Origin of the sequence: Bradyrhizobium hereditatis (assembly GCF_020329435.1) — a bacterium.
Classification (GTDB): Bacteria; Pseudomonadota; Alphaproteobacteria; order Rhizobiales; family Xanthobacteraceae; genus Bradyrhizobium; species Bradyrhizobium hereditatis.
Window position 1 is genome coordinate 290,004 of the sequence record NZ_JAGKJK010000008.1, and the last position, 18,827, is coordinate 308,830.

The following is an 18,827-nucleotide window of genomic DNA, read 5'->3' on the forward strand; positions in this document are numbered from 1 at the left end:
CGCTCGTCCTGATCTCCTGAAGGATTGGCTTGCCGATCGCCGGCATGGCCGCGTGTGCTTCGGCGGTGCTGCTGGTGACCGCCGCTCAGTTTGAGGTAGAGCATACGGCATTCATGCACGCATAAATTTTACGAGGCGTATCAGTATTTTCCCTGAGTTGTGCCCATTAAGCCGATCGTAAGCAAAACGGGGCAGATTGGTCGCGATTTTGGGGGATTTCTCATTATGACCACGCGATCCATTGGAAAGTTTATGCCGGCGCTCAAGCTGCGCCTCGGCACCAAGGCTGTGATCTCCGCCATCCTCCTGATTGCGGTGAATACCGCTCTGGTGGTGGGGGCGGCCCATTGGTCGCTGACCTCAGAGTTCGGCGACCGCGCGCTGCGCGACATCGAGATCAACCTCCGCACGCTCGGCCTGGCGTTCGCCGAGACCTACAGCGACGCCAAGATCACCATCAAGGACGGGGCCGTCGTTCGCGCCGAAATGCCCAAGATGCCGGAGTTCAAGGACCACGCGATCGTCGACCGTGCGGTGGGCTATGCCGGCGGCAACGCGACGCTGTTCGTCTATGACGACGCGAGCAACCAGTTCATTCGCCGTACCACCAATGTGAAGAAGGAGAACGGCGACCGCGCCGTCGGCACCCAGCTCGCCGCTGACCATCCCGGACAGGCGGTGGTGCGCCGAGGCGAGGCCTATAAGGGGCCTGCGACGCTGTTCGGCAGGACCTTCATGACGGCCTACTATCCGATCGTGAACTCGGCCGGCAAGGTGATCGGACTTCTTTATGTCGGCATTCCGATGGCGCACTACGAGTCCATGCTCTCCCATGCCATCCAGAACATGGCCATCGCCGCCGGTGTCGCCGCGCTGCTGGTGATGTTGCTGACCCTGCTGCTCGTGCGCCGGGTGACTAAGCCGCTGACGTCGGTTACGGCCTCTCTCACCGCCATCGCCAACGGCAATGCCGATGTCGAGATCGACTGCGACGACCGGATGGACGAGATCGGCGAGATTGCGCGCACCCTCGCGGTATTCAAGAATAATTCGATCGAACGCCGGCGTATGCGCGACGAACAGACTGCGGCCGCCGCGGCCTCGGCCGAGCAGCGCAAGGCCGAACTGCGCGGCTTCGTTGACGAATTCCAGACGAGCGTCGGCGGCATCATCGACAAGGTGATGAACTCCTCCAGCGAGTTCGAGCGCGTCGCGCGCCAGCTCACCGATACCGCGCGCACCACGGCAAGCCTGTCGGGCAAATCGGCCGGCGCTTCCGAGACCGCCTCCGAGCATGTCCGTACCGCGGCGGCGGCTTCCGACGAGCTCTCCAGCTCGATCGCGGAGATCACCCGCCGGGTGCAGGAATCGAACGGCATCGCCGCCGACGCCGTCAAGCAGGCCGCCGCCACCGACCAGCGCATCAACGAATTGTCGGAAGCCGGCGCCCGGATCGGCGATGTGGTGAAGCTGATCACCTCGATTGCCGAGCAGACCAATCTCCTGGCGCTCAACGCTACCATTGAAGCGGCGCGGGCAGGGGATGCCGGGCGCGGCTTTGCCGTCGTGGCGCAGGAGGTCAAGAGCCTCGCCGGTCAGACGGCGAAGGCGACTGAGGAGATCTCCAGCCAGATCGGCAGCATGCAGCTTGCGACCGAAGAGTCGGTCAGCGCGATCAAGGCGATCGGCCAGACCATCGAGCGCATCAGCGATATCGCCACCTCGATTTCGGCGGCGGTGGAGCAGCAGCGCGGCGCGACGCAGAACATCGCCCAGAGTGTTCGTGCCGCCGCCAGCGGCACGGCTGACGTTGCCGCCAATATCCGCCACGCCGCGCAGGGCGCCGAGGAGACCGGCCAGACGTCGAGCCGGATGTTTGCCTCCGCGCAGAATCTGTCGAGCGAGAGTCTGCATCTGAAGGCCGAGGTCGAAAAATTCCTCGACCGCGTCCGCGCAGCCTGAGCACGGGCGGCGGCGCATCACGCCGCCGATGAAACCTGAGGTGACGGCGGTCTCGTCGACTGCTCGTGGCGGATTGGGTTGCCAACCGTTGAGCCTGTCATTCCGGGATGGTGCGTTAGCACCGAACTCTGGTGCGCAATTGCGCACCAGAGAATCTCGAGGCCCGGGTCTGGTGCTTGCGCACCATCCCGGGATGATCGCTAGCGGTCACTTCGGTTGGGGCACGATCCGGATGTACGGCTTCGGCGCCTTCCAGCCGTCCGGATAGATCGTCTTCGCCTCCTCATCGCTGACCGAGCCCGCGATGATGACGTCCTCGCCCTGCTTCCAGTCGGCCGGCGTCGCGACGCGATGCTTTGCGGTCAGCTGCAGCGAGTCGATCGCGCGCAGGATCTCCTGGAAGTTGCGGCCGGTGGTCATCGGATAGACGATCGTCAGCTTGATCTTCTTGTCGGGGCCGATCACGATCGCGTTGCGGACGGTCTGGTTGTCCGCAGGCGTGCGGGTGAGGGGATCGCCCGAGGTCGAAGCCGGCAGCATCTCGTAAAGCTTCGAGACGTTGAAATCGGTATCGGCGATCATCGGATAGTTCGGCGCAGCACCCTGCGTCTCCTTGATGTCCTCCGACCATTTGGCATGGCGGTCGACAGGATCGACGCTCAGGCCAATCAGCTTGACGCCGCGCTTGTCGAATTCCGGTTTCAGCTTGGCGAGCAAGCCGAGCTCGGTGGTGCAGACCGGGGTGAAATCCTTGGGGTGCGAGAACAGCATCGCCCAGCTATTTCCGATCCAGTCGTGGAATTTAATTTTGCCCTCGGTGGTTTCGGCTTCGAAATCGGGGGCAACCGCGCCTATCGGGAGTGCCATGGTTTTACCTCATGTTGTTCAAGTTACTGGGAAATTCGTCTCTAAGATTATAGGAGTGTGAAGCGGTTAAGTGAACCGGTTGGCGCAAAAGGTGAGATCCTTCTCCGCGAGCCCGGAACTCCTAGCATCTTCTTTTGGTCCGCGCCTCTGCGACGAAAAGAACCGGCAGCTCCAACGTCGAACAAAAGCGCCAGGATTCGCAGGCTATGGGGCTGTTTGGTCGCGATCTTTTCATCGCCATTCCACCTTTTTGCCGTCGCTGCCCCGATATTGCCTTTTATGGCCCGCATCACGCCCGGCCGCTTTGCACCCGGGAGTGCATTGACCTGAACCGTGACCGACATCACAGCGACCAATTGGCAACCATGTAAAAAACTCGGAATGCGGGTTTCGAATCGTTAACCGTCCGTTCATGCCCCGCATGGAAATGCTGGACTGGAATTGAAATTGAGAAGTGCAACTATGTCTGCCGCAACTGCCGCTGAAATATCTGGCGCCCTTCAACCGACCTGCCGCAAGACCGCCGCTCATGCGCTCACCATCGTGCGCGACGGCGTGATCACCGGCGAGGGCCCCACCACCAAGGGCCGTATCCATTTTTCCCGCGCACTCGATGCCGATGACGCCGCCTGGTGCGCGCGCATCCTGACGGACAGCGCGGTCGAGCATGAGCCGGTGAGCCGCGCCGAAATCGAGGCGCTGTTCGAAATCAGCGATGCCGCTGCCGAGCGCACCGACGACGGCCGGTTCGACGATCTCCTGGCCAAGGCGGTCGCCCATCATGCCGCCTCGGAGTCCGGCCTGCCGGTGCCGCCGCGCACGGTCGCGCTGTCGCCCGATACCGACATCGAGAGCTGGGCGCCGATGAAGGCGGCCAATATCGACACCTCGGTGCTGGAATGGATTGCCAAGCAGATGCGCGGCAAGCGCCACAGCAACCGTCGTCTTGCAGCGCTGGTCGCGACGCTGATCGGCGCCGCCGCTCTGCCGCTCGCGCAGCTGCCGGGCATGCTGGATATGGGAATGCTGTAAGTTCATCCGGTGATCATCGGTTTCAAAGACGGCGGGGTAGGGCCCCGCCGTTTTTGTTTGGCGCTTTGCATATCACGCGAGCGCAGGACGCAGTACGCCGCGGCCTCTCACCGTCATTGCGAGCGCAGCGAAGCAATCCATAGCTCGACGCGGGGATAGATGGATTGCTTCGCTGCGCTCGCAATGACGCCGAGACAGCGACACACACATTGCTGTCATCCCCCGCGCATGCTGGGGATCCAGTACGCCGCGGCTTCTCGGTTCTGTCACTGCTGTCGCTGGAATACTGAGTAACCCGCCTTCGCGGGTGACGACGACTGAGTATGGCTTCGCGATCTCGCGACATGTTTGCCCGAGGTTTGCTTGATAACTTCCCGCCCGCTTATCAGAGGGCGCAGGGAAGACCGGGTGCTGGCTGCACCCGCGGTCTCGTGTGCCGTTGCGCATAGCAAGAAGCGCACACGAGCATACAGGTACAGCGGAAACACTCCGGCCTTCCCTGCGCAATGGCTTTACGGCTTACTTCGTGCTCTCCCTGGTGAACGGCTCTTTTGCCACCATCGCTACGCAGGGACTCCCGCGCAACTTAACGCCAGCACCGCGGCGTCCAGACCACACGACTTCGCCGTACGCCTCCGGCGCGTACGTCTAGCGCGCCATCAGCGTCCATCGCATCTCACCGCGCGTTCGTGACGTCGCGAGCGCCCCTCATCTGCAATGAGACGAGCGGAGTTATGCGACTGATTTGGGTGAGAACGGAAGCGGAATATTTTCGCGCGAACGGCTGGACACAACATCTAGCTGATTTGCCCTTGTGCCAGGTCAAGCTGCGGCCGGTGCCGCTGCCGCGTTTCGGACGGGTACTCGCCGAACAGTTGATGATAGTAGCCGGCAAACCGGCCGAGGTTCTGGAAGCCGAACTGCAAGGCGATATCCGAGATCGTCCGGACATCGTGTGACGCGCGCAGGATGGTGTGGACGGCACACAGCCGGCGGTGAAGGAAAGCGATCGGGCCGGTCCCGAGCGCCTCGTGAAACGCGCGATGCAGCGTGCGTCGCGACACGTGGAGTTGGCTGCAGATCTGGGAGATGTGGACAGGCTCTGTGGGCCGTGCGTCCAGACAATCCTCGACCTGTCTTACGATTTACATCGCTTAGAGATTGCGGAACGGTCGCGATTTGTGAGTTACGCGCGATCCGCTAATTCAGTTTGCTCTTCTGGGCATCGGGCGATGGATGTGTGGCCTTTGCCGAATTCCGCGCCTCCATCCGGTCAGCCAGCATCTGAAGCTCATCCGCAAGAACGGTCTCTTTCGGAACCGGATAATCATGGGAAATGCGATCATTCATATAGACGCGGAAAAGCACTTCTTCCGCAGTCTCAACGATCTGCACTCTGTCAATGCCGGGAAGGGCCATGCTGTCTGCGGCCGGACTTCCAATCGCCTCCTCTAACGAGGTCCTCAACGCACCGATAAGGTCTGCCGTCTCTATTGTGCTTAGAGCGATTTCGTGTTCACCGCGCTCATCGGTGAACCCAATAATCACCCTTCCATCCCGTGAATCCGTATAGGTTAGTTTCATAATCTTGGCTCTCATTAAGGCCCCACAACCTTACTACGATAAATGCTTCTGCCAATAACCCGCGAAGTCAGCGGTCGTGAACGTTGCCGTTCCCGACCGCGTTCTCGCCAACGCTAACCGCGTTATCGATTGATTGCGCTCGCTCATTTTGCAACGCTCGGAGATCTGCCGTTGGCGCCGAGCCGATCGATGCGTAAGCCATAAGCATGTCGACTGTCTCGGGTGGACTGGACGTTAGCCCGCGTTCGTCATAACCGCCGCCTGTTGGCCCAAAGCGGCGGTCCCGAATTGTCCGCTCTCGCGTCGCTGTTGAGGGCTAAGCAGACTTGCACGGTGTGCTCGATTCTGGCGCGTTCACATCGAGATAATTCGGTAGATGAATTGAGCGCGCCTTAGTGGTCGGGCCGCCTCACTGCGGCCAATCCTTGCAGAGCTTGATTACGATCATGGTCAGCGAGCCGATTGCGATCACCACCGGGCAGATAAACGGCAACTCTTCCAGCAGGCCGACAAGGGCCGCCCGGACGCGGAGAGTTTTCTTCATATGCGCGAAGCGCCAGCCTGCCACACCCATCGGACATCTCCGTTTGGCCCCCAGCAGTCTGCGGTCTGATTCTTCAACGCGAAGCGAACCCGGGCTATAGCCAGTTCGGGTGTTCCCTTGATCAAGGTGAAGAAACCCTTGCAGCGTCGTAGGTCATAGGGCGGCCCGCGTTGCCAACTTGAGTGCAGCCCGTTTTGGCGCAAACCGGACATTTGGCCGACCCAAAGTCTCAGAAGGGTAATGAACAGACATAGTCAAGAGAAGCCTCCGGCATTAAGCTCACGGGGCCACGCAAGCACGCATCAGCGGGGCTCGGACAACTGGCGGCGGTGATGCTCATCGGGTCTTTATCGCCGCGCAGAACTGTTCCGTGACCGCCGCCGTTTCCTCGGTGATGTTCCAGCCGTTCGTCTCGGCGTTTTCCTTGGCCAACTTTTGCTCGGTCTGAAGCATCTTTTTGATATGCGCGTACGGCTTCCAGTCGGCCTTGGACAGTTTGGCGGGAGGCGCGCCGCAGACGTTGTGGGCAATCGCTTTCTGCACACTGGTGCTGACGTCGCTCATGTGGCCCTCGACCACGGCGGTGAAGCGCGCCTTGGTGTATTGGCTGTTGGCTGCGATGAAGTCCTTGCAGAAGGCGACCCGTTGACCTCCGTCGCGGGCCTTGATGTAGGCCGTCTGCGTTTCGTAATGGACGCGGTAGGCGAGTTTGTTGGCGTTCGGGTCGGATTTCGCCGCTTCGAGCATGGCACGGTGGTCCCCCAAGGTGGCGTCATTGATCCTTAGGTCACACACTTTGGCGAGGGACACGACCGGAACGTAGGCCCGCACCTTGGCTTCCAAGGCATCGTTGGCGTGCGCAACTGGTGCGAACAGGCTGGCGGCGATTGCGAAAGCAGCGAGACAGCGCATCATTGGTGACATGCTCCAGATCACCGAACAGCGAGCGGTGGCGGGGTTGGGATCGTGGTGGCCGACCGCACACCAGCGCGCCGACCCAGCAGCGAAGCGTCCAGCCCAGAAAGCGGGTGAGCAACTTACCGCACGAATTCCTTGCGCGGAACCCGCCTCAAGCCATGATCTGGCACATGAAACATTGCAAGCCCAGCGCCGTTCTTCGTTGGAAGGAGGCTGTTATGAGCAAGTTCCACGAAAAAGCCGAGGCGCAGACTAAGCAGATCATTGGGCAGATGCTCGGGGATGAACTGCTGGTGCGGGAAGGCAAGGAGCAGCAGCGACAAGCGAGCGAGGCGCCATCACCCGGCGGCAAGGACGGTGATAATGATCAGGGCATCGTTCGCGACGAACGCGGACAGGAGCAACCCCGGGACAAGGAGCGCGCGCAACGCGTGAGCCGGATCGACAAAGGCGGCGATCCGCCGGGAAAAAAGGTTTAGGCGACATCTGCAATCGCCATGCGCAGCCCTGACGATGCGTGTCGATCGTATGGAGATTGCAATTGATACTCGTATGGAGATTGCAATTGAGACAAAGAGAGGCGGCCGTGAAGCCGCCTCTCTTCTTTGCGCAACGGCGCTGTGCGATCACTGACAGATGTGGCGACGGCCGTCCCCGCCTATGAACGTCGTGCCAGGCTGACAGACGAAGCCGCTGTTGTAGCCGCCGTAATAACCCCGGCCGTAGTAGTACCCGTCATTATAGGCGTAGACGTCGTTTCTGAATGGCGCGGTCGCAATCGCGCCGGCTGTGCCGATCGCGCCGCCCACAACGCCGGCGGCTACATCAGCCGGCCAGAATCCACTGTGATAGTGATAGACCCGTTGCTGGGTCTGCGTCTGACGGATGGCGTCGGACCTTCCGTGAGCATCCTGCGCCAGCGCCGGCGCCGCGAGCGCCGTGGAAAGAACTGCGGCTGCGGTCAGGAACTTCCAGTTCATCATTTGCCTCCGTTCTTGTGATTTGGCTGGAGTGACGTGGGGCCAACGAAGAGCGATAACGGCCGTTCCGATATCGTGATCAGCCGATCTCAAACGGATGTGAGATTTCGGTTCCGGTTTCATGCTGTGAAACATGCAGCCGTCGTTAGGTCGCTGAGGCTTTGGGTCATCTGCTGTTCCGCGCGAACCCGATGCCCTGAAGGCCGAGGCGGTGAACAGCGGCGGGTGTCATAGGCGGCTTCGGGCCGAGCCTTAGGAAGGGAGCCTTGGGAACGATGTCATTCACTGCCCATTGAGGTGGGAAAAGGCCGGCACCAGAGACGCAGCCCGCCCGATCGCATACGAGGTTTCCTATGAAAAGCAAACGCGTCGGCGCCGACGAGGAGGCGCAGGTTCATGTCGTGATTTTGGATACAGGCGAGGAAGCATTCGAAGCGCTGACCCGCTTCGCCAATGAAGCGGGGATTTCCGCGGCGTCGCTAACGGCGATCGGCGCTTTCGAACGGGCTACCGTCGGCTGGTTCGACATCGCATCGAAGAGCTACCGCAAGATCGAGGTCAATGAACAGTGCGAGGTTCTCAGCGCGATCGGGGACGTCGCGCTCGGCGATGACGGAAAGCCCAGTCTGCATGTCCACATCGTGCTTGGGCTTGCCGACGGCTCGACCCGCGGCGGCCACCTCCTGGAAGGCATGGTGAGACCGACGCTCGAAGTGGTGCTGACCGAGGTGCCGTCAATGTTGCGACGAAGGAAGCGGCCGGAGTTCGGCATTGCGCTGATCGATCTTGGAAGCGGGTGAGGCGGAGGCATGGCCTTGCGGCGCGCGCCGCTGCTGCTCGCGATCTCGCTCCGATCCCTTCGGATCAAAATAAAAGGAGCCCCGCCAATCCCGTCCATGGGATTTTTCTGCGGGGCTCAGTTTCGACGTTGCGGGGGAGGAAACGCCGATGCGAAGAAAACCCCAAGCGCGTCTGATCGTTCCAAGATGAAGGGAACCGTGCACCTGCGTTTGCAGGAACGATCGCCTTGCACGCGCGTCGTAGCAGGCGCCCTCCGTGGCGAGCGTGGCTCTGCAGCAAAACGACAAGAGAATGCAGCTTCTCGAAACCGTCATCGGCGTCACCGCAGCCATGCTGACGTCGCTGTCGTACATTCCGCAGGTGAGGAAAGTCCGGACCGGTCAGCCGACGGAAGATCTTTCGTCGCGGACGCTGATCGCCCTGACATCCGGATTGGTGCTCTGGATCGTGTATGGTGTTATCAAGCCTGACTGGATTATCGTCGCAGCCAACGTCGTCGGCGCTAGCCTCACCGGCTATGTGCTCTATCACAAGCTGCAGGAGCGGCAGGGGACCGCTAAGAGCTCCATGAAGCGCGGCTGATGACGCAAAAGAGTGTCGCGGCAGAATGCCCGTTGAAGTAGTCAGTTTCCCTTTCGCAACAAATATTTGCGCAACTGGCGCCAGCGTAAGCAAACGTTTAGCGGCCGCCCGTAAAATACCGGCATCAATATTTGCATTAACCTCTGGTTAAGTCATGCGCCTTCTGCCGATGAAAGAGCCGGACAGGTCCTGGCGGTCGATCAAGGGCCAGTGGAAGAAAGACGCTGAAAGCGTCGGCGAAGACTTTTCGACCTTTTCGACGGGAAGTTACTCCGCCTACGACGCCCTGACCAGGGACGGCGACAACCCGAATCTTTATTGCCTTTCAGACGGCGAGCGGATTCATGCAGCCTGTCAGGTCAGCCGCCTAATGATGAGCAAATTTCCGAACCCCATTTTGCGTGCGCGCTTCATCGTGGTGTCGCCGGTCTACGAGCTGGGGATCGCGGATACCAGCCAGTACGCACAGATGATAGTGGCGCTGTTCTCCGGCATCGTATGGCTGTCGAGGGACACGATGTCGGCCGGCCATATCCGTTTCTTCCTGAAGAGCCCGGGAGATGCGCAGTACTTCGCGGCGCTGCGGGCTTCGGCGCCCGGCTCGCTGTTCTCGGAGTTCACGACCGGCGGGGCGCTGATTGAATGCAGCCTCACGGAAGCTGTGGTGGCGGAACCTGCCTGATTCCGTGATCGCCTTAACCTTGCGATAACTCATTTTGCTAACGCCCTCTTGGGTTGTGATCCCTACAACGAGCGCCTGTGGGGGCAGCGAGAATGCTGAACAATTCATCGCAAAAGGTCGTCGCGGAGAACCAGCCGCTGCTCGGAGCCAGCGTGCCGTGGCGGATCCGGCTTGAAGCAATCCAGTGGCTGATCCTGAGCGCCGCGGTGCTCGTGATCGCGATCATGCTGGGCACCGGCTATTACGCGATGCAATACCGCGAGCGTGCGCTGGAAGTCGCCGCGCGCGAGCTCAACAACACCGCGCTCTTGCTGTCGCGGCATTTCGACCAGCAACTCCTGGACCTCCAGCATGTCCAGGAAGAGGTCGTGGCCGGCATGCGGGCGGACGGGGTCAACACCGCCGACGAGTTCGAACGGAAGATGGCGACGCTGAGCGCGCATGAGATGCTGCGCACCAAGCTCTCGGTGCTTCCGCATGTCGGCGCCCTTAATCTCTGGAGCGCCAAGGGGTGGTTGATCAATTCATCCGAGATGTGGCCCGTGGCGGACAAGACCATCACCGATCGTTACTATTTCAAGGAGTTCACTTCTGGCAGGCCGACGCCCGACGTCATCGTCGAGCCGGTCGTGAGCAAGGTGACCAAGGTCTGGACGACCGCCTTTGCGCGCAAGATCACCGGCCGCCAGGGCGAGATCATCGGCTTTGCCGTCCGCGGCGTCGAGCCTTCCCACTTCGAGGCCTTCGTCGCGTCGCTGGCGCTGGACAGCGATACCGCGATTTCGATGATCCACCGCAACGGCACCATCATCGCCCGCTATCCCAAGGACGACGCGCTGATCGGCCACAACGTAGCCAATACAGACGCGTTTCAGCGCGCGCTGGCGCAGGATGGCAATATTTCGGGACGTTTCACCAGCGCGAGGCTGTCGGAAGAGAAGGTCGGCGCGGTCAAATCGCTGAAGCACTTTCCGATCCTGATCGTCGCGACCACGCAGACGGAGACGGCACTCGCCGACTGGCGGGCGCAAACCAGGCTGCAATTCTTTGCCGCAGCGCTGGCGATCGTCGTCGTGATCGGCATGGTCTTCCTGATCGTGCGCCAGCTCCGCCGCCAGCATGCTGCCGCGCAGGAGAAGCTTTCGGAGAAGAGCCAGCATCTCGACGCCGCGATCAACAACATGACGCAAGGACTCTTGCTCTTCGATGCCTCGGGCCGTCTCGTGATCTGCAACCGGCGATACATCGACATGTTCGGGCTGTCACCCGACGTGGTCAAACCCGGCTGCCATCTGCGTGACCTGATCCAGCATCGGCAGGAGCGCGGCTCTTTCGTCGGCGACGTCGACGCTTATTGCGCGCGCTTTCTCGATCCGAACGGCAGCCTGGTTCAGGACACCGTAACCTCGACGCCGGACGGGCGCACGATCCGGCTGATCTTCAAGCGGTCGCCGGACGGCGGTTGGGCGGCGACACTGGAAGACGTCACCGAAGGGCGGCGCGACCAGGCCAGAATCGAGCATCTCGCCCATTACGACGCGCTGACCAATCTGCCGAACCGAACGCTATTCCAGCGCCATGCGGAAGGATTGCTGCTGGAAACCGAGGGGCGCGAGTTCGCGATCCTCTATATCGATATCGACGAGTTCAAGCGTATCAACGATACGCTGGGCCATTTGATCGGCGATGAGTTCCTCAAAGGCGTCGCAGAGCGGTTGCGCCAGTCGGTGGGGCCCGAAGACTTCATCGCCCGGCTCGGAGGCGATGAATTCGCGATCCTTCAAAACGGCATTGCGAGCGCCGAGGACGTTCACGCCCTGGTCGGGCGGATCTATCAGGCGCTGCGCACCCCCTTTGATTGCAACGGCCATCAGCTTTCCAGCGACGCCAGCATCGGGATCGCGATCGCTCCGCGCGACGGTTCGGACCTGCTCGATCTCCTGAAGAATGCTGATCTCGCGATGTATGCGGCGAAGGCCGCGGGACGCCGAACCTATCGCTTTTTCGATCCGGAGATGGAGCTTAAGGCCAATCACCGCCGCGAGCTGGAGGCGGATCTGCGTACCGCGCTGGTGGAGGGTGGATTCGAGCTGCACTATCAGCCGCAGGTCGATCTGCGCAGCGACCGGGTCACCGGTTGCGAGGCGCTACTCCGCTGGCGGCATCCGGTGCGCGGCATGGTATCGCCCGCCGACTTCGTGCCGGTCGCCGAAGAAACCGGCCTGATCGAGGAGATCGGGCAGTGGGTGTTGCGCACCGCTTGCGCAGAAGCGGCAAAGTGGCCGGCCGATATCCGCATCGCGGTCAATGTCTCGCCGGTTCAGTTCCGCTCGGAAACGCTGTCGCTGAAAGTTGCCGCCGCGCTCGCCGAGAGCGGGCTCGAACCGCGCCGGCTGGAGCTAGAGATCACCGAAGCGGTGTTGATCGCGGATGACGATGCGGCGCTGGCGACGCTGAACCAGCTCCGCGCGCTCGGCATTCACATCGCGCTCGACGATTTCGGCACCGGCTATTCCTCGCTGCAATATCTGCAACGCTTTCCGTTCGACAAGATCAAGATCGACCGCTCCTTCGTCAAGGAAGTGGCGCGCAACTCTTCGTCGGCCTCGATCATTCGCGCAGTGGTCAGCATCGCCGCCGACCGCAACATGATCACCACGGCGGAAGGCGTCGAGACGCTGCAACAGCGCGAGACCGTGCAGAATCTCGGATGCACGCAGATGCAGGGCTACCTGTTCAGCGCGGCGCGCCCGGCGCAGGAAATTCGCGCGCTGCTGGGGGAGGCTGCCGTCGAGGCGGCGGCGTGAGGCATTCTGTAAGCCTGAAATCATGTGATCCGTCACCCTGAGGTGGCCGTGCGCAGCGCGGCCCTCGAAGGGCGACGGCCACCCAGCGGGGCCGTTCATCCTTCGAGGCTCGCTTCGCTCGCACCTCAGGATGACGGAGATAGAGTGAGCGCTCGCGCACCTATCATGCCTGCGGCCGCGCCTCAGAAATCGCCTTCCTGAGAATCCGCGACAGCAATTCCACCGAATAGGGCTTTTGGATCAGCTCGAAGCCGCGATGGGCGCTTTCGGCCAGCACGTTGCTATAGCCGCTGGTCAGGACCACGGGCAGGCCGGGATAGCGCTCGCGGATGATGCCGGCGAGTTCGACGCCATTCATGCCGGGCATGATGACGTCGGAAAACACCAGGTCGGCGGCGAACTCGTCCTCGGCCAGGATCGCGAGCGCGGCATCCGCGCTGGCGACGCGGCGGACGGTGTATCCGAGATCTTCCAATAGCTCGGTGGAGAACTGTCCGACGTCGTCATTGTCCTCGACCACGAGCACGCGGTAGCCGCGGCCACGCGTGGCAGGTTCGCCGCCGGTCGCGGCGGCCACGACGGCGTCGGCCGGCGTCGGGGCCTGCGGCAGGTAGATCGTAAACGTCGCGCCCTGGCCGGGCTCGCTGGCGACCGCGATGTCGCCGTCGGATTGCTTGGCAAAGCCAAACGCCTGGCTGAGACCGAGCCCGGTGCCCTTGCCGACTTCCTTGGTGGTGAAGAACGGCTCGAAGATGGTCTCGAGCAGGGCAGACGGGATGCCGATGCCGGTGTCGGTCACGGTGATGGCGACGAAGTCGCCGCTGCGGGCGGGCTGGGCGCGCAACGGCGGAATGGCATTCACCTTGCGAACCTGGATGGTGAGGTGACCCTCGCTGTCCATGGCGTCGCGGCTGTTGACGGCCAGATTCATCAGCGCTGTCTCGAACTGCGCGACGTCGGCGATCGCAAAGCAGTTGAGATCGGCGATGTCGACGTCGATCCTGATCCGGGCGCCGACGAGGGGACGGATCAATTGTGCGACGGATTCAACCTGGGTGCCGACGTTGAACACTTGCGGCTTTAGCGGCTGCCGGCGCGCAAACGCCAGTAATTGCCCGGTCAGCTTGGAGGCGCGCTCCACCGTCTCGCCGATCGCGTCGATATAGCGCCGGCGCCGCTCTTCAGGCAGCTCGCGGCGGCGCAGGAAGTCGGTCGCGGAGCGGATGATGGTCAGGAGATTGTTGAAATCGTGCGCCACCCCGCCGGTCAACTGCCCGACCGCTTCCATCTTCTGCGACTGGCGCAGCGCTTCCTCGCCCTGGCGGCGCTCGGTGATGTCGATGGCCTCCGGCACCGCGCCGATGACGACGCCGTGGCGGTCGTGCAGCGGGCGCATCGCGAAATCGAAATAACGGTCGCCGACCGGCAGATGCAAGAGCATCTCGATCTTGACCTCTTCACCACGCATCACGGTGATGAAGGCATCGTGGACGGCTTCGCGCATGCCTGAGGTCGCCGAGAACCACGGCGTTTCCCAGAACGGCTTGCCGACCACCGCGTTGGCTTCGGCGCGGATGCCGTCCAGTGCTGTCCGGTTGGCATAGAGCACATCGCCGTGCTGGTTGAGCAGCGCCTGATACTGGTGGCTGGTCTCGAAGATCGCCCGCATCTGGGCTTCGCTGGATTCGAGCTGCGCGGTGCGCTCGGTGATGCGCAATTCGAGGATTTCATTCAGCCGCCGCAGATCGTGCTCGGCCTGCTTGGCCGCGGTGATGTCGTGAGCGACGCCGATGAAGCCGATATGGTTGCCGTTCGGATCCCAGCGCGGCTGGGATTCTGAGCGCAGCCAGCGCCATTCGCCATCGGCGCGCTGATAGCGGGCTTCCAGCACGAACGGCTTCAGCGAGGCTTCGCCCGCGACCGATTCCTGCAGGATGCGCGGCAGGTCTTCCGGATGCAGCCGCTTGCGCCAGTCGAACACGATCGCTTCGTCGAACGGCAGCCCGAGAAAATCGAGATAGGCCTGGTTGGCGAAGGAACGCGTGCGGTCGAGCTTGGTGACCCAGATCGGCACCGGCGCACTGTCGGCGATCAGGCGGAAGCGCTCTTCGCTTTCACGCAAAGTAGCCTGCGCGAGCATTTGCGCTGTGACGTCGAGATCGGCGCCGACCAGCCGCAGCGCGCGGCCGTCGCGCTCGCGCTCAATCTTGGCGACGACGCGGATCCATCGGATCGCGCCGTCATTCGGCCGCACGATGCGGTATTCGGCCGAGTAATCTTCGCTGTCGCTCTTCAGCACGCTGAACAGATGCTGGACCGTTCGTTCGCGATCCTCGGGATGGATGCGGCTGACCCATTCTTCATAGGTCTCATTGGCCGCCTCGGGCGGCAGCCCGTGAACCAGAAGATATTCGGGCGAGCGGCGATTCTTGACGCCGTCGCGGAAATCGATTTCGAGGCCTCCGACGCCGGCGATGCGCTGGATGCGCGCGAGCTCCGCTTCGCGCGCCTGCAGCTCGCGATGGGCTCTGTCACGCTCGTTTGCGATTTCCTGCAGGTGTTGCCGCAAGCGTTTGGCGGCGGCAGCTCCAGGCAGGACATTGGTCGTATCGGAAGGGGTCATGCGTGCCGGCAACCTCTGCCCGGCACTTTCACACAGGATGTGACGGAATTTCCAGCTTCATTTGCCCTTTGATGGCGATCGGCAGTTGTACGCGCGGCGGAACCCTTCCGCCTGCGCCTGTTCCTCGGAACAGAACCAGCGATCCTGCTTCAATCCCGGATAGGAGCGGCATGCCTGCAGGTGATAGATACCGACGTTCCCAGTGACGCGCGCACGCACGGCATACTTGCCCTTGATGTTGCAGCCTGCCGGCATCGCGAGATCTTCCGGGAACAAGGTCTCGCGAATCTCGCGCTCGCGGTCGGGCCGGCACGCGGCGCCGAGCAGGGGGCCGTCCTGCTTGCCCGCGCGGAACTCGCGCGGCGCGACGAAGCAACCCTTCCAGAGCCCCTGGCGATCATCCCGAGCGCGGGCTTCGTCCGGCTTGAAGCGTCCGCTCGCGGAGGCTTCGATGTTCAAAGCAAAGCCTTTCTGGACCAGCAATTCGCTCAGGCTGGTGGTCTCGCCCTCGATTTTGCATACGCCGATGCGCCGTTTCTTGTAGGTCGGGTCGACGCCGAGATCATCGCAGCGGACCTGCTTGCGGTCGATCAATTTGCTCAATTGATCGCGTGCCTCGATCCCGCAAGTCCAGACATCGGCGTGCTCGTCGATGCAGAGTTGGTCGATGGTCGGGACATCGACGCCGTCGAGGCGGAATGTGATGTTGCCCAGCTGGAGCGTGCTGCCATCCCGGACCATGGCGGTGGCGGCCGAACTCTGGCTGGCCGGAAGGACGATCGACAGCAATGCCGCAACCAGAAAAATTCGCAACCGCATCTGTTTCATTCAAATCAATTCCGGGAAACCGCCGCTGCCTTCTAGCATAACGCGGTGTGATTGAACCAAGCCGCTGGCGCTAATTGGCGGTGGGCGAGGGGCTGGGGAAAACCATCGGTGCATTATGCCATGACGTCGTGCAGCGCCCATTGACTTCGTGAGAACAAAATAAGAACATACGCGCCGTAGCTCAAACCGGAATACTGCCATGTCGTCCTCTTCACAGCCGAAGTCCGAAGAGAACGATGAGCTGGAAAGTGCCGTAGATCAGGCGATTTCCGCCTGCGGCGGCGATATGCGGGCGACGATCCGGGCGTTGATCGTGGCCAACGAATATCTGGAATCCGAGGTCGCCGAGCTGATGAAGGCGGTATCCCACGCCTACACGCGGGGGCGGTTCAATTCCTATTCTGGGTGAATGGTCGGAATCTGGCACGGCTGAGCCGATACGAGACCGTTGCCTCCATCGATTTTTGCTGTACGACGGGTGGGTTACCCGCGTCCCGCAATTCCCGTTGCGGGGGAGGATCCTGCCTAGAGCTCAAGCAAGAAGAACATGTTCAAGAGAATTCTGATCGCAAATCGCGGCGAGATCGCCTGCCGGGTCATCAAAACTGCGCGGCGGATGGGGATCGAGACGGTCGCGGTATATTCCGAGGCCGACCGCGATGCGCTCCATGTCGAAATGGCCGATGAGGCCGTGCTGATCGGCCCGCCGGCGGCCGCCGAGAGCTATCTTGTGATCGACAGGATCGTCGAGGCCTGCCGCAAGACCGGCGCGCAGGCGGTGCATCCCGGCTATGGCTTTTTGTCCGAACGCGAGGCATTTCCGCGTGCGCTCGAGGCGGCCGGTATCGTCTTTATCGGGCCGAACGCGAGCGCGATCGCCGCGATGGGCGACAAGATCGAATCCAAGAAGGCCGCCGCCAAGGCCAAGGTCTCGACCGTGCCCGGCCATCTCGGCGTCATCGAAGACGCCAAGCACGCGGTCAGAATCGCCGATGAGATCGGCTATCCCGTGATGATCAAGGCCTCCGCCGGCGGCGGCGGCAAAGGCATGCGGATCGCGCATTCGAAAAAAGAAGTCGCCGAAGGCTTCAACCTCGCCAAGGCCGAAGCCAAATCCTCGTTCGGCGACGATCGCGTCTTCATCGAAAAATTCATCGTCGATCCACGCCACATCGAAATCCAGGTGCTCGGCGACAAGCATGGCAATGTGATCCATCTCGGCGAGCGCGAATGCTCGATCCAGCGCCGCAACCAGAAGGTCATCGAGGAGGCGCCATCGCCGCTGCTAGACGAGACCACGCGCCGCAAGATGGGCGAACAGGCGGTCGCGCTCGCCAAGGCCGTGCACTACGATTCCGCTGGCACCGTCGAATTTGTCGCCGGCCAAGACAAGAGCTTCTATTTCCTGGAAATGAATACCCGTCTGCAGGTCGAACATCCCGTCACCGAGCTCGTCACCGGCATCGACCTCGTCGAGCAGATGATCCGCGTTGCCGCCGGAGAAAAACTTTCGATCGCGCAGAAGGACGTCACGCTGACCGGATGGGCAGTGGAATCCCGCGTCTATGCCGAGGACCCGTTCCGCAACTTCCTGCCGTCGATCGGCCGTCTGGTGAAATACCGGCCGCCGGCGGAGGCGAGTCAGGACGGCGTCACCGTTCGCAACGATACCGGCGTGCAGGAAGGCGGCGAAATCTCGATCCATTACGATCCGATGATCGCCAAGCTCGTCACGCACGCGCCGTCGCGCGCCGCTGCGATCGAGGCCCAATCAACGGCACTCGACGCGTTCTACGTCGACGGCATCAGGCACAACATTCCATTCCTGTCGGCGCTGATGAACCACCCGCGCTGGCGCGAGGGCAAGCTTTCCACCGGCTTCATCGCCGAGGAATTCCCGAAGGGCTTTTCCGCGCATGCGCCGGAAGGCGAGGTGGCGCGGCGGCTGGCGGCGGTCGGGGCTGCGATCGATCACGTGCTCGGCGAGCGCAAGCGGCAGATTTCCGGACAGTTGACCGGCCGACTGGTGCAGCGTGAGCGACGCCGCGCGGTATGGCTCGGCCGCGACGAAATCGCGCTAGATGTTGCGCGCGAGGCCGATGGTATCGCGGTGCGCTTCATCGGCGCCGACGGCCTGCCGGGCAATCCGCACAATCTGGTCTCGGCCTGGGTGCCGGGCGAACCGGTGTGGCACGGCACCATCGACGGACATCTCGTCGCGATGCAGGTGCGTGCGATCCCGAACGGCTTCCGGCTTGCGCATCAGGGCTATGAAGTCGCGGTCAACGTCTTCACCGAAAGCGAGGCGGCCGCGGCGCGGCTCATGCCTGTGAATTCAGCCGCCGACACCGGCAAGAAGCTGCTGTGCCCGATGCCGGGGCTCGTGGTCTCGATTGCCGTGAGCGAGGGGCAGGAGGTCAAGTCCGGAGAGACGCTGGCCGTGGTGGAGGCGATGAAGATGCAGAACGTGCTGCGCGCCGAGCGCGACGGCACGGTGAAGAAGATACACGCCGCAGCCGGCGCGACGCTGGCCGTGGATGCGCTGATTCTGGAGTTTGCGTAGACCCAACCCTGTCATTGCGAGCGCAGCGAAGCAATCCATCGTGCGGCAAAGGAG

At 62.1% G+C, this 18,827-nt stretch carries 17 protein-coding genes; 9 read left to right on the forward strand and 8 right to left on the reverse strand.

The window, feature by feature from the left end:
- Positions 1–225: 225 nt before the first annotated feature.
- On the forward strand, positions 226–1,962 hold the full coding sequence (locus J6524_RS20710) for a methyl-accepting chemotaxis protein (protein ID WP_225673837.1): 1,737 nt from the start codon (positions 226–228) through the stop codon (positions 1,960–1,962).
- Positions 1,963–2,169: 207 nt separating this feature from the next.
- Here the strand turns inward: J6524_RS20710 and J6524_RS20715 are convergent, their stop codons facing one another.
- A complete protein-coding gene (locus J6524_RS20715; protein ID WP_225673839.1) occupies positions 2,170–2,829 on the reverse strand; it encodes a peroxiredoxin in 660 nt (219 codons plus the stop codon).
- Positions 2,830–3,291: 462 nt separating this feature from the next.
- Between J6524_RS20715 and J6524_RS20720 the strand changes: the two genes are divergently transcribed.
- A complete protein-coding gene (locus J6524_RS20720; RefSeq protein ID WP_225673841.1) occupies positions 3,292–3,861 on the forward strand; it encodes a hypothetical protein in 570 nt (189 codons plus the stop codon).
- A gap of 797 nt (positions 3,862–4,658) precedes the next feature.
- Here J6524_RS20720 and J6524_RS20725 read toward each other — a convergent pair.
- The 4 genes from J6524_RS20725 to J6524_RS20740 all read right to left on the reverse strand — a co-directional run bounded on the left by J6524_RS20725 (position 4,659) and on the right by J6524_RS20740 (position 6,904).
- The gene (locus J6524_RS20725; RefSeq protein ID WP_312002430.1) at positions 4,659–5,006 is read right to left on the reverse strand and encodes a helix-turn-helix domain-containing protein; all 348 of its coding nucleotides are present in this window, start codon (positions 5,004–5,006) and stop codon (positions 4,659–4,661) included.
- Positions 5,007–5,061: 55 nt separating this feature from the next.
- A complete protein-coding gene (locus tag J6524_RS20730) occupies positions 5,062–5,445 on the reverse strand; it encodes a hypothetical protein (RefSeq protein ID WP_225673843.1) in 384 nt (127 codons plus the stop codon).
- Positions 5,446–5,854: 409 nt separating this feature from the next.
- Complete coding sequence (locus J6524_RS20735; protein ID WP_225673845.1) at positions 5,855–6,019, reverse strand: hypothetical protein; 165 nt, start codon at positions 6,017–6,019, stop codon at positions 5,855–5,857.
- Positions 6,020–6,325: 306 nt separating this feature from the next.
- The gene (locus J6524_RS20740; protein WP_225673847.1) at positions 6,326–6,904 is read right to left on the reverse strand and encodes a hypothetical protein; all 579 of its coding nucleotides are present in this window, start codon (positions 6,902–6,904) and stop codon (positions 6,326–6,328) included.
- Between the two features lie 221 nt (positions 6,905–7,125).
- On the opposite strand from J6524_RS20740, the gene J6524_RS20745 reads away from it, so the two are divergent.
- Entirely contained in the window at positions 7,126–7,386 is a 261-nt protein-coding gene (locus tag J6524_RS20745) for a hypothetical protein (RefSeq protein ID WP_225673849.1), read from the forward strand.
- A gap of 147 nt (positions 7,387–7,533) precedes the next feature.
- On the opposite strand, the gene J6524_RS20750 is transcribed toward J6524_RS20745, so the two are convergent.
- Positions 7,534–7,887: a hypothetical protein gene (locus tag J6524_RS20750; RefSeq protein ID WP_225673851.1), complete on the reverse strand. Its 354-nt coding sequence runs from the start codon at positions 7,885–7,887 to the stop codon at positions 7,534–7,536.
- Between the two features lie 353 nt (positions 7,888–8,240).
- Between J6524_RS20750 and J6524_RS20755 the strand changes: the two genes are divergently transcribed.
- The 4 genes from J6524_RS20755 (at position 8,241) to J6524_RS20770 (ending at position 12,759) form a co-directional block, all read left to right on the forward strand.
- Positions 8,241–8,687 (forward strand): PPC domain-containing DNA-binding protein, encoded by a 447-nt coding sequence (locus J6524_RS20755; RefSeq protein WP_225673853.1) that lies wholly within the window; start codon positions 8,241–8,243, stop codon positions 8,685–8,687.
- A 292-nt stretch (positions 8,688–8,979) separates the two neighbouring features.
- Positions 8,980–9,270 carry an SWEET family sugar transporter gene (locus tag J6524_RS20760; protein WP_225673855.1) on the forward strand — a complete coding sequence of 97 codons (291 nt, stop codon included), beginning with the start codon at positions 8,980–8,982 and terminating at the stop codon, positions 9,268–9,270.
- Between the two features lie 154 nt (positions 9,271–9,424).
- Entirely contained in the window at positions 9,425–9,952 is a 528-nt protein-coding gene (locus tag J6524_RS20765; RefSeq protein ID WP_225673857.1) for a hypothetical protein, read from the forward strand.
- Between the two features lie 92 nt (positions 9,953–10,044).
- The gene (locus J6524_RS20770) at positions 10,045–12,759 is read left to right on the forward strand and encodes a bifunctional diguanylate cyclase/phosphodiesterase (protein ID WP_225673859.1); all 2,715 of its coding nucleotides are present in this window, start codon (positions 10,045–10,047) and stop codon (positions 12,757–12,759) included.
- A 163-nt stretch (positions 12,760–12,922) separates the two neighbouring features.
- Here J6524_RS20770 and J6524_RS20775 read toward each other — a convergent pair whose 3' ends face one another.
- Positions 12,923–15,382, reverse strand: a complete 2,460-nt coding sequence (locus J6524_RS20775) for a hybrid sensor histidine kinase/response regulator (RefSeq protein WP_225673861.1) — start codon at positions 15,380–15,382, stop codon at positions 12,923–12,925.
- Positions 15,383–15,439: 57 nt separating this feature from the next.
- Positions 15,440–16,201 carry a thermonuclease family protein gene (locus J6524_RS20780; protein ID WP_225674043.1) on the reverse strand — a complete coding sequence of 254 codons (762 nt, stop codon included), beginning with the start codon at positions 16,199–16,201 and terminating at the stop codon, positions 15,440–15,442.
- A 208-nt stretch (positions 16,202–16,409) separates the two neighbouring features.
- On the opposite strand from J6524_RS20780, the gene J6524_RS20785 reads away from it, so the two are divergent.
- Positions 16,410–16,619: a hypothetical protein gene (locus tag J6524_RS20785; RefSeq protein WP_225673863.1), complete on the forward strand. Its 210-nt coding sequence runs from the start codon at positions 16,410–16,412 to the stop codon at positions 16,617–16,619.
- A gap of 138 nt (positions 16,620–16,757) precedes the next feature.
- Positions 16,758–18,773: an acetyl-CoA carboxylase biotin carboxylase subunit gene (locus J6524_RS20790; RefSeq protein ID WP_225673866.1), complete on the forward strand. Its 2,016-nt coding sequence runs from the start codon at positions 16,758–16,760 to the stop codon at positions 18,771–18,773.
- Positions 18,774–18,827: the final 54 nt, after the last annotated feature.

Coding starts and splice junctions, on each gene's coding strand:
- J6524_RS20755 (WP_225673853.1), top strand. CDS start 8,241: ATGAAAAGCAAACGCGTCGGCGCCGACGAGGAGGCGCAGGTTCATGTC.
- J6524_RS20715 (WP_225673839.1), bottom strand. CDS start 2,829: ATGGCACTCCCGATAGGCGCGGTTGCCCCCGATTTCGAAGCCGAAACC.
- J6524_RS20735 (WP_225673845.1), bottom strand. CDS start 6,019: ATGGGTGTGGCAGGCTGGCGCTTCGCGCATATGAAGAAAACTCTCCGC.
- J6524_RS20710 (WP_225673837.1), top strand. CDS start 226: ATGACCACGCGATCCATTGGAAAGTTTATGCCGGCGCTCAAGCTGCGC.
- J6524_RS20790 (WP_225673866.1), top strand. CDS start 16,758: ATGTTCAAGAGAATTCTGATCGCAAATCGCGGCGAGATCGCCTGCCGG.
- J6524_RS20785 (WP_225673863.1), top strand. CDS start 16,410: ATGTCGTCCTCTTCACAGCCGAAGTCCGAAGAGAACGATGAGCTGGAA.
- J6524_RS20760 (WP_225673855.1), top strand. CDS start 8,980: ATGCAGCTTCTCGAAACCGTCATCGGCGTCACCGCAGCCATGCTGACG.
- J6524_RS20775 (WP_225673861.1), bottom strand. CDS start 15,382: ATGACCCCTTCCGATACGACCAATGTCCTGCCTGGAGCTGCCGCCGCC.
- J6524_RS20765 (WP_225673857.1), top strand. CDS start 9,425: ATGCGCCTTCTGCCGATGAAAGAGCCGGACAGGTCCTGGCGGTCGATC.
- J6524_RS20730 (WP_225673843.1), bottom strand. CDS start 5,445: ATGAAACTAACCTATACGGATTCACGGGATGGAAGGGTGATTATTGGG.
- J6524_RS20780 (WP_225674043.1), bottom strand. CDS start 16,201: ATGCGGTTGCGAATTTTTCTGGTTGCGGCATTGCTGTCGATCGTCCTT.
- J6524_RS20740 (WP_225673847.1), bottom strand. CDS start 6,904: ATGATGCGCTGTCTCGCTGCTTTCGCAATCGCCGCCAGCCTGTTCGCA.
- J6524_RS20770 (WP_225673859.1), top strand. CDS start 10,045: ATGCTGAACAATTCATCGCAAAAGGTCGTCGCGGAGAACCAGCCGCTG.
- J6524_RS20720 (WP_225673841.1), top strand. CDS start 3,292: ATGTCTGCCGCAACTGCCGCTGAAATATCTGGCGCCCTTCAACCGACC.
- J6524_RS20750 (WP_225673851.1), bottom strand. CDS start 7,887: ATGAACTGGAAGTTCCTGACCGCAGCCGCAGTTCTTTCCACGGCGCTC.
- J6524_RS20745 (WP_225673849.1), top strand. CDS start 7,126: ATGAGCAAGTTCCACGAAAAAGCCGAGGCGCAGACTAAGCAGATCATT.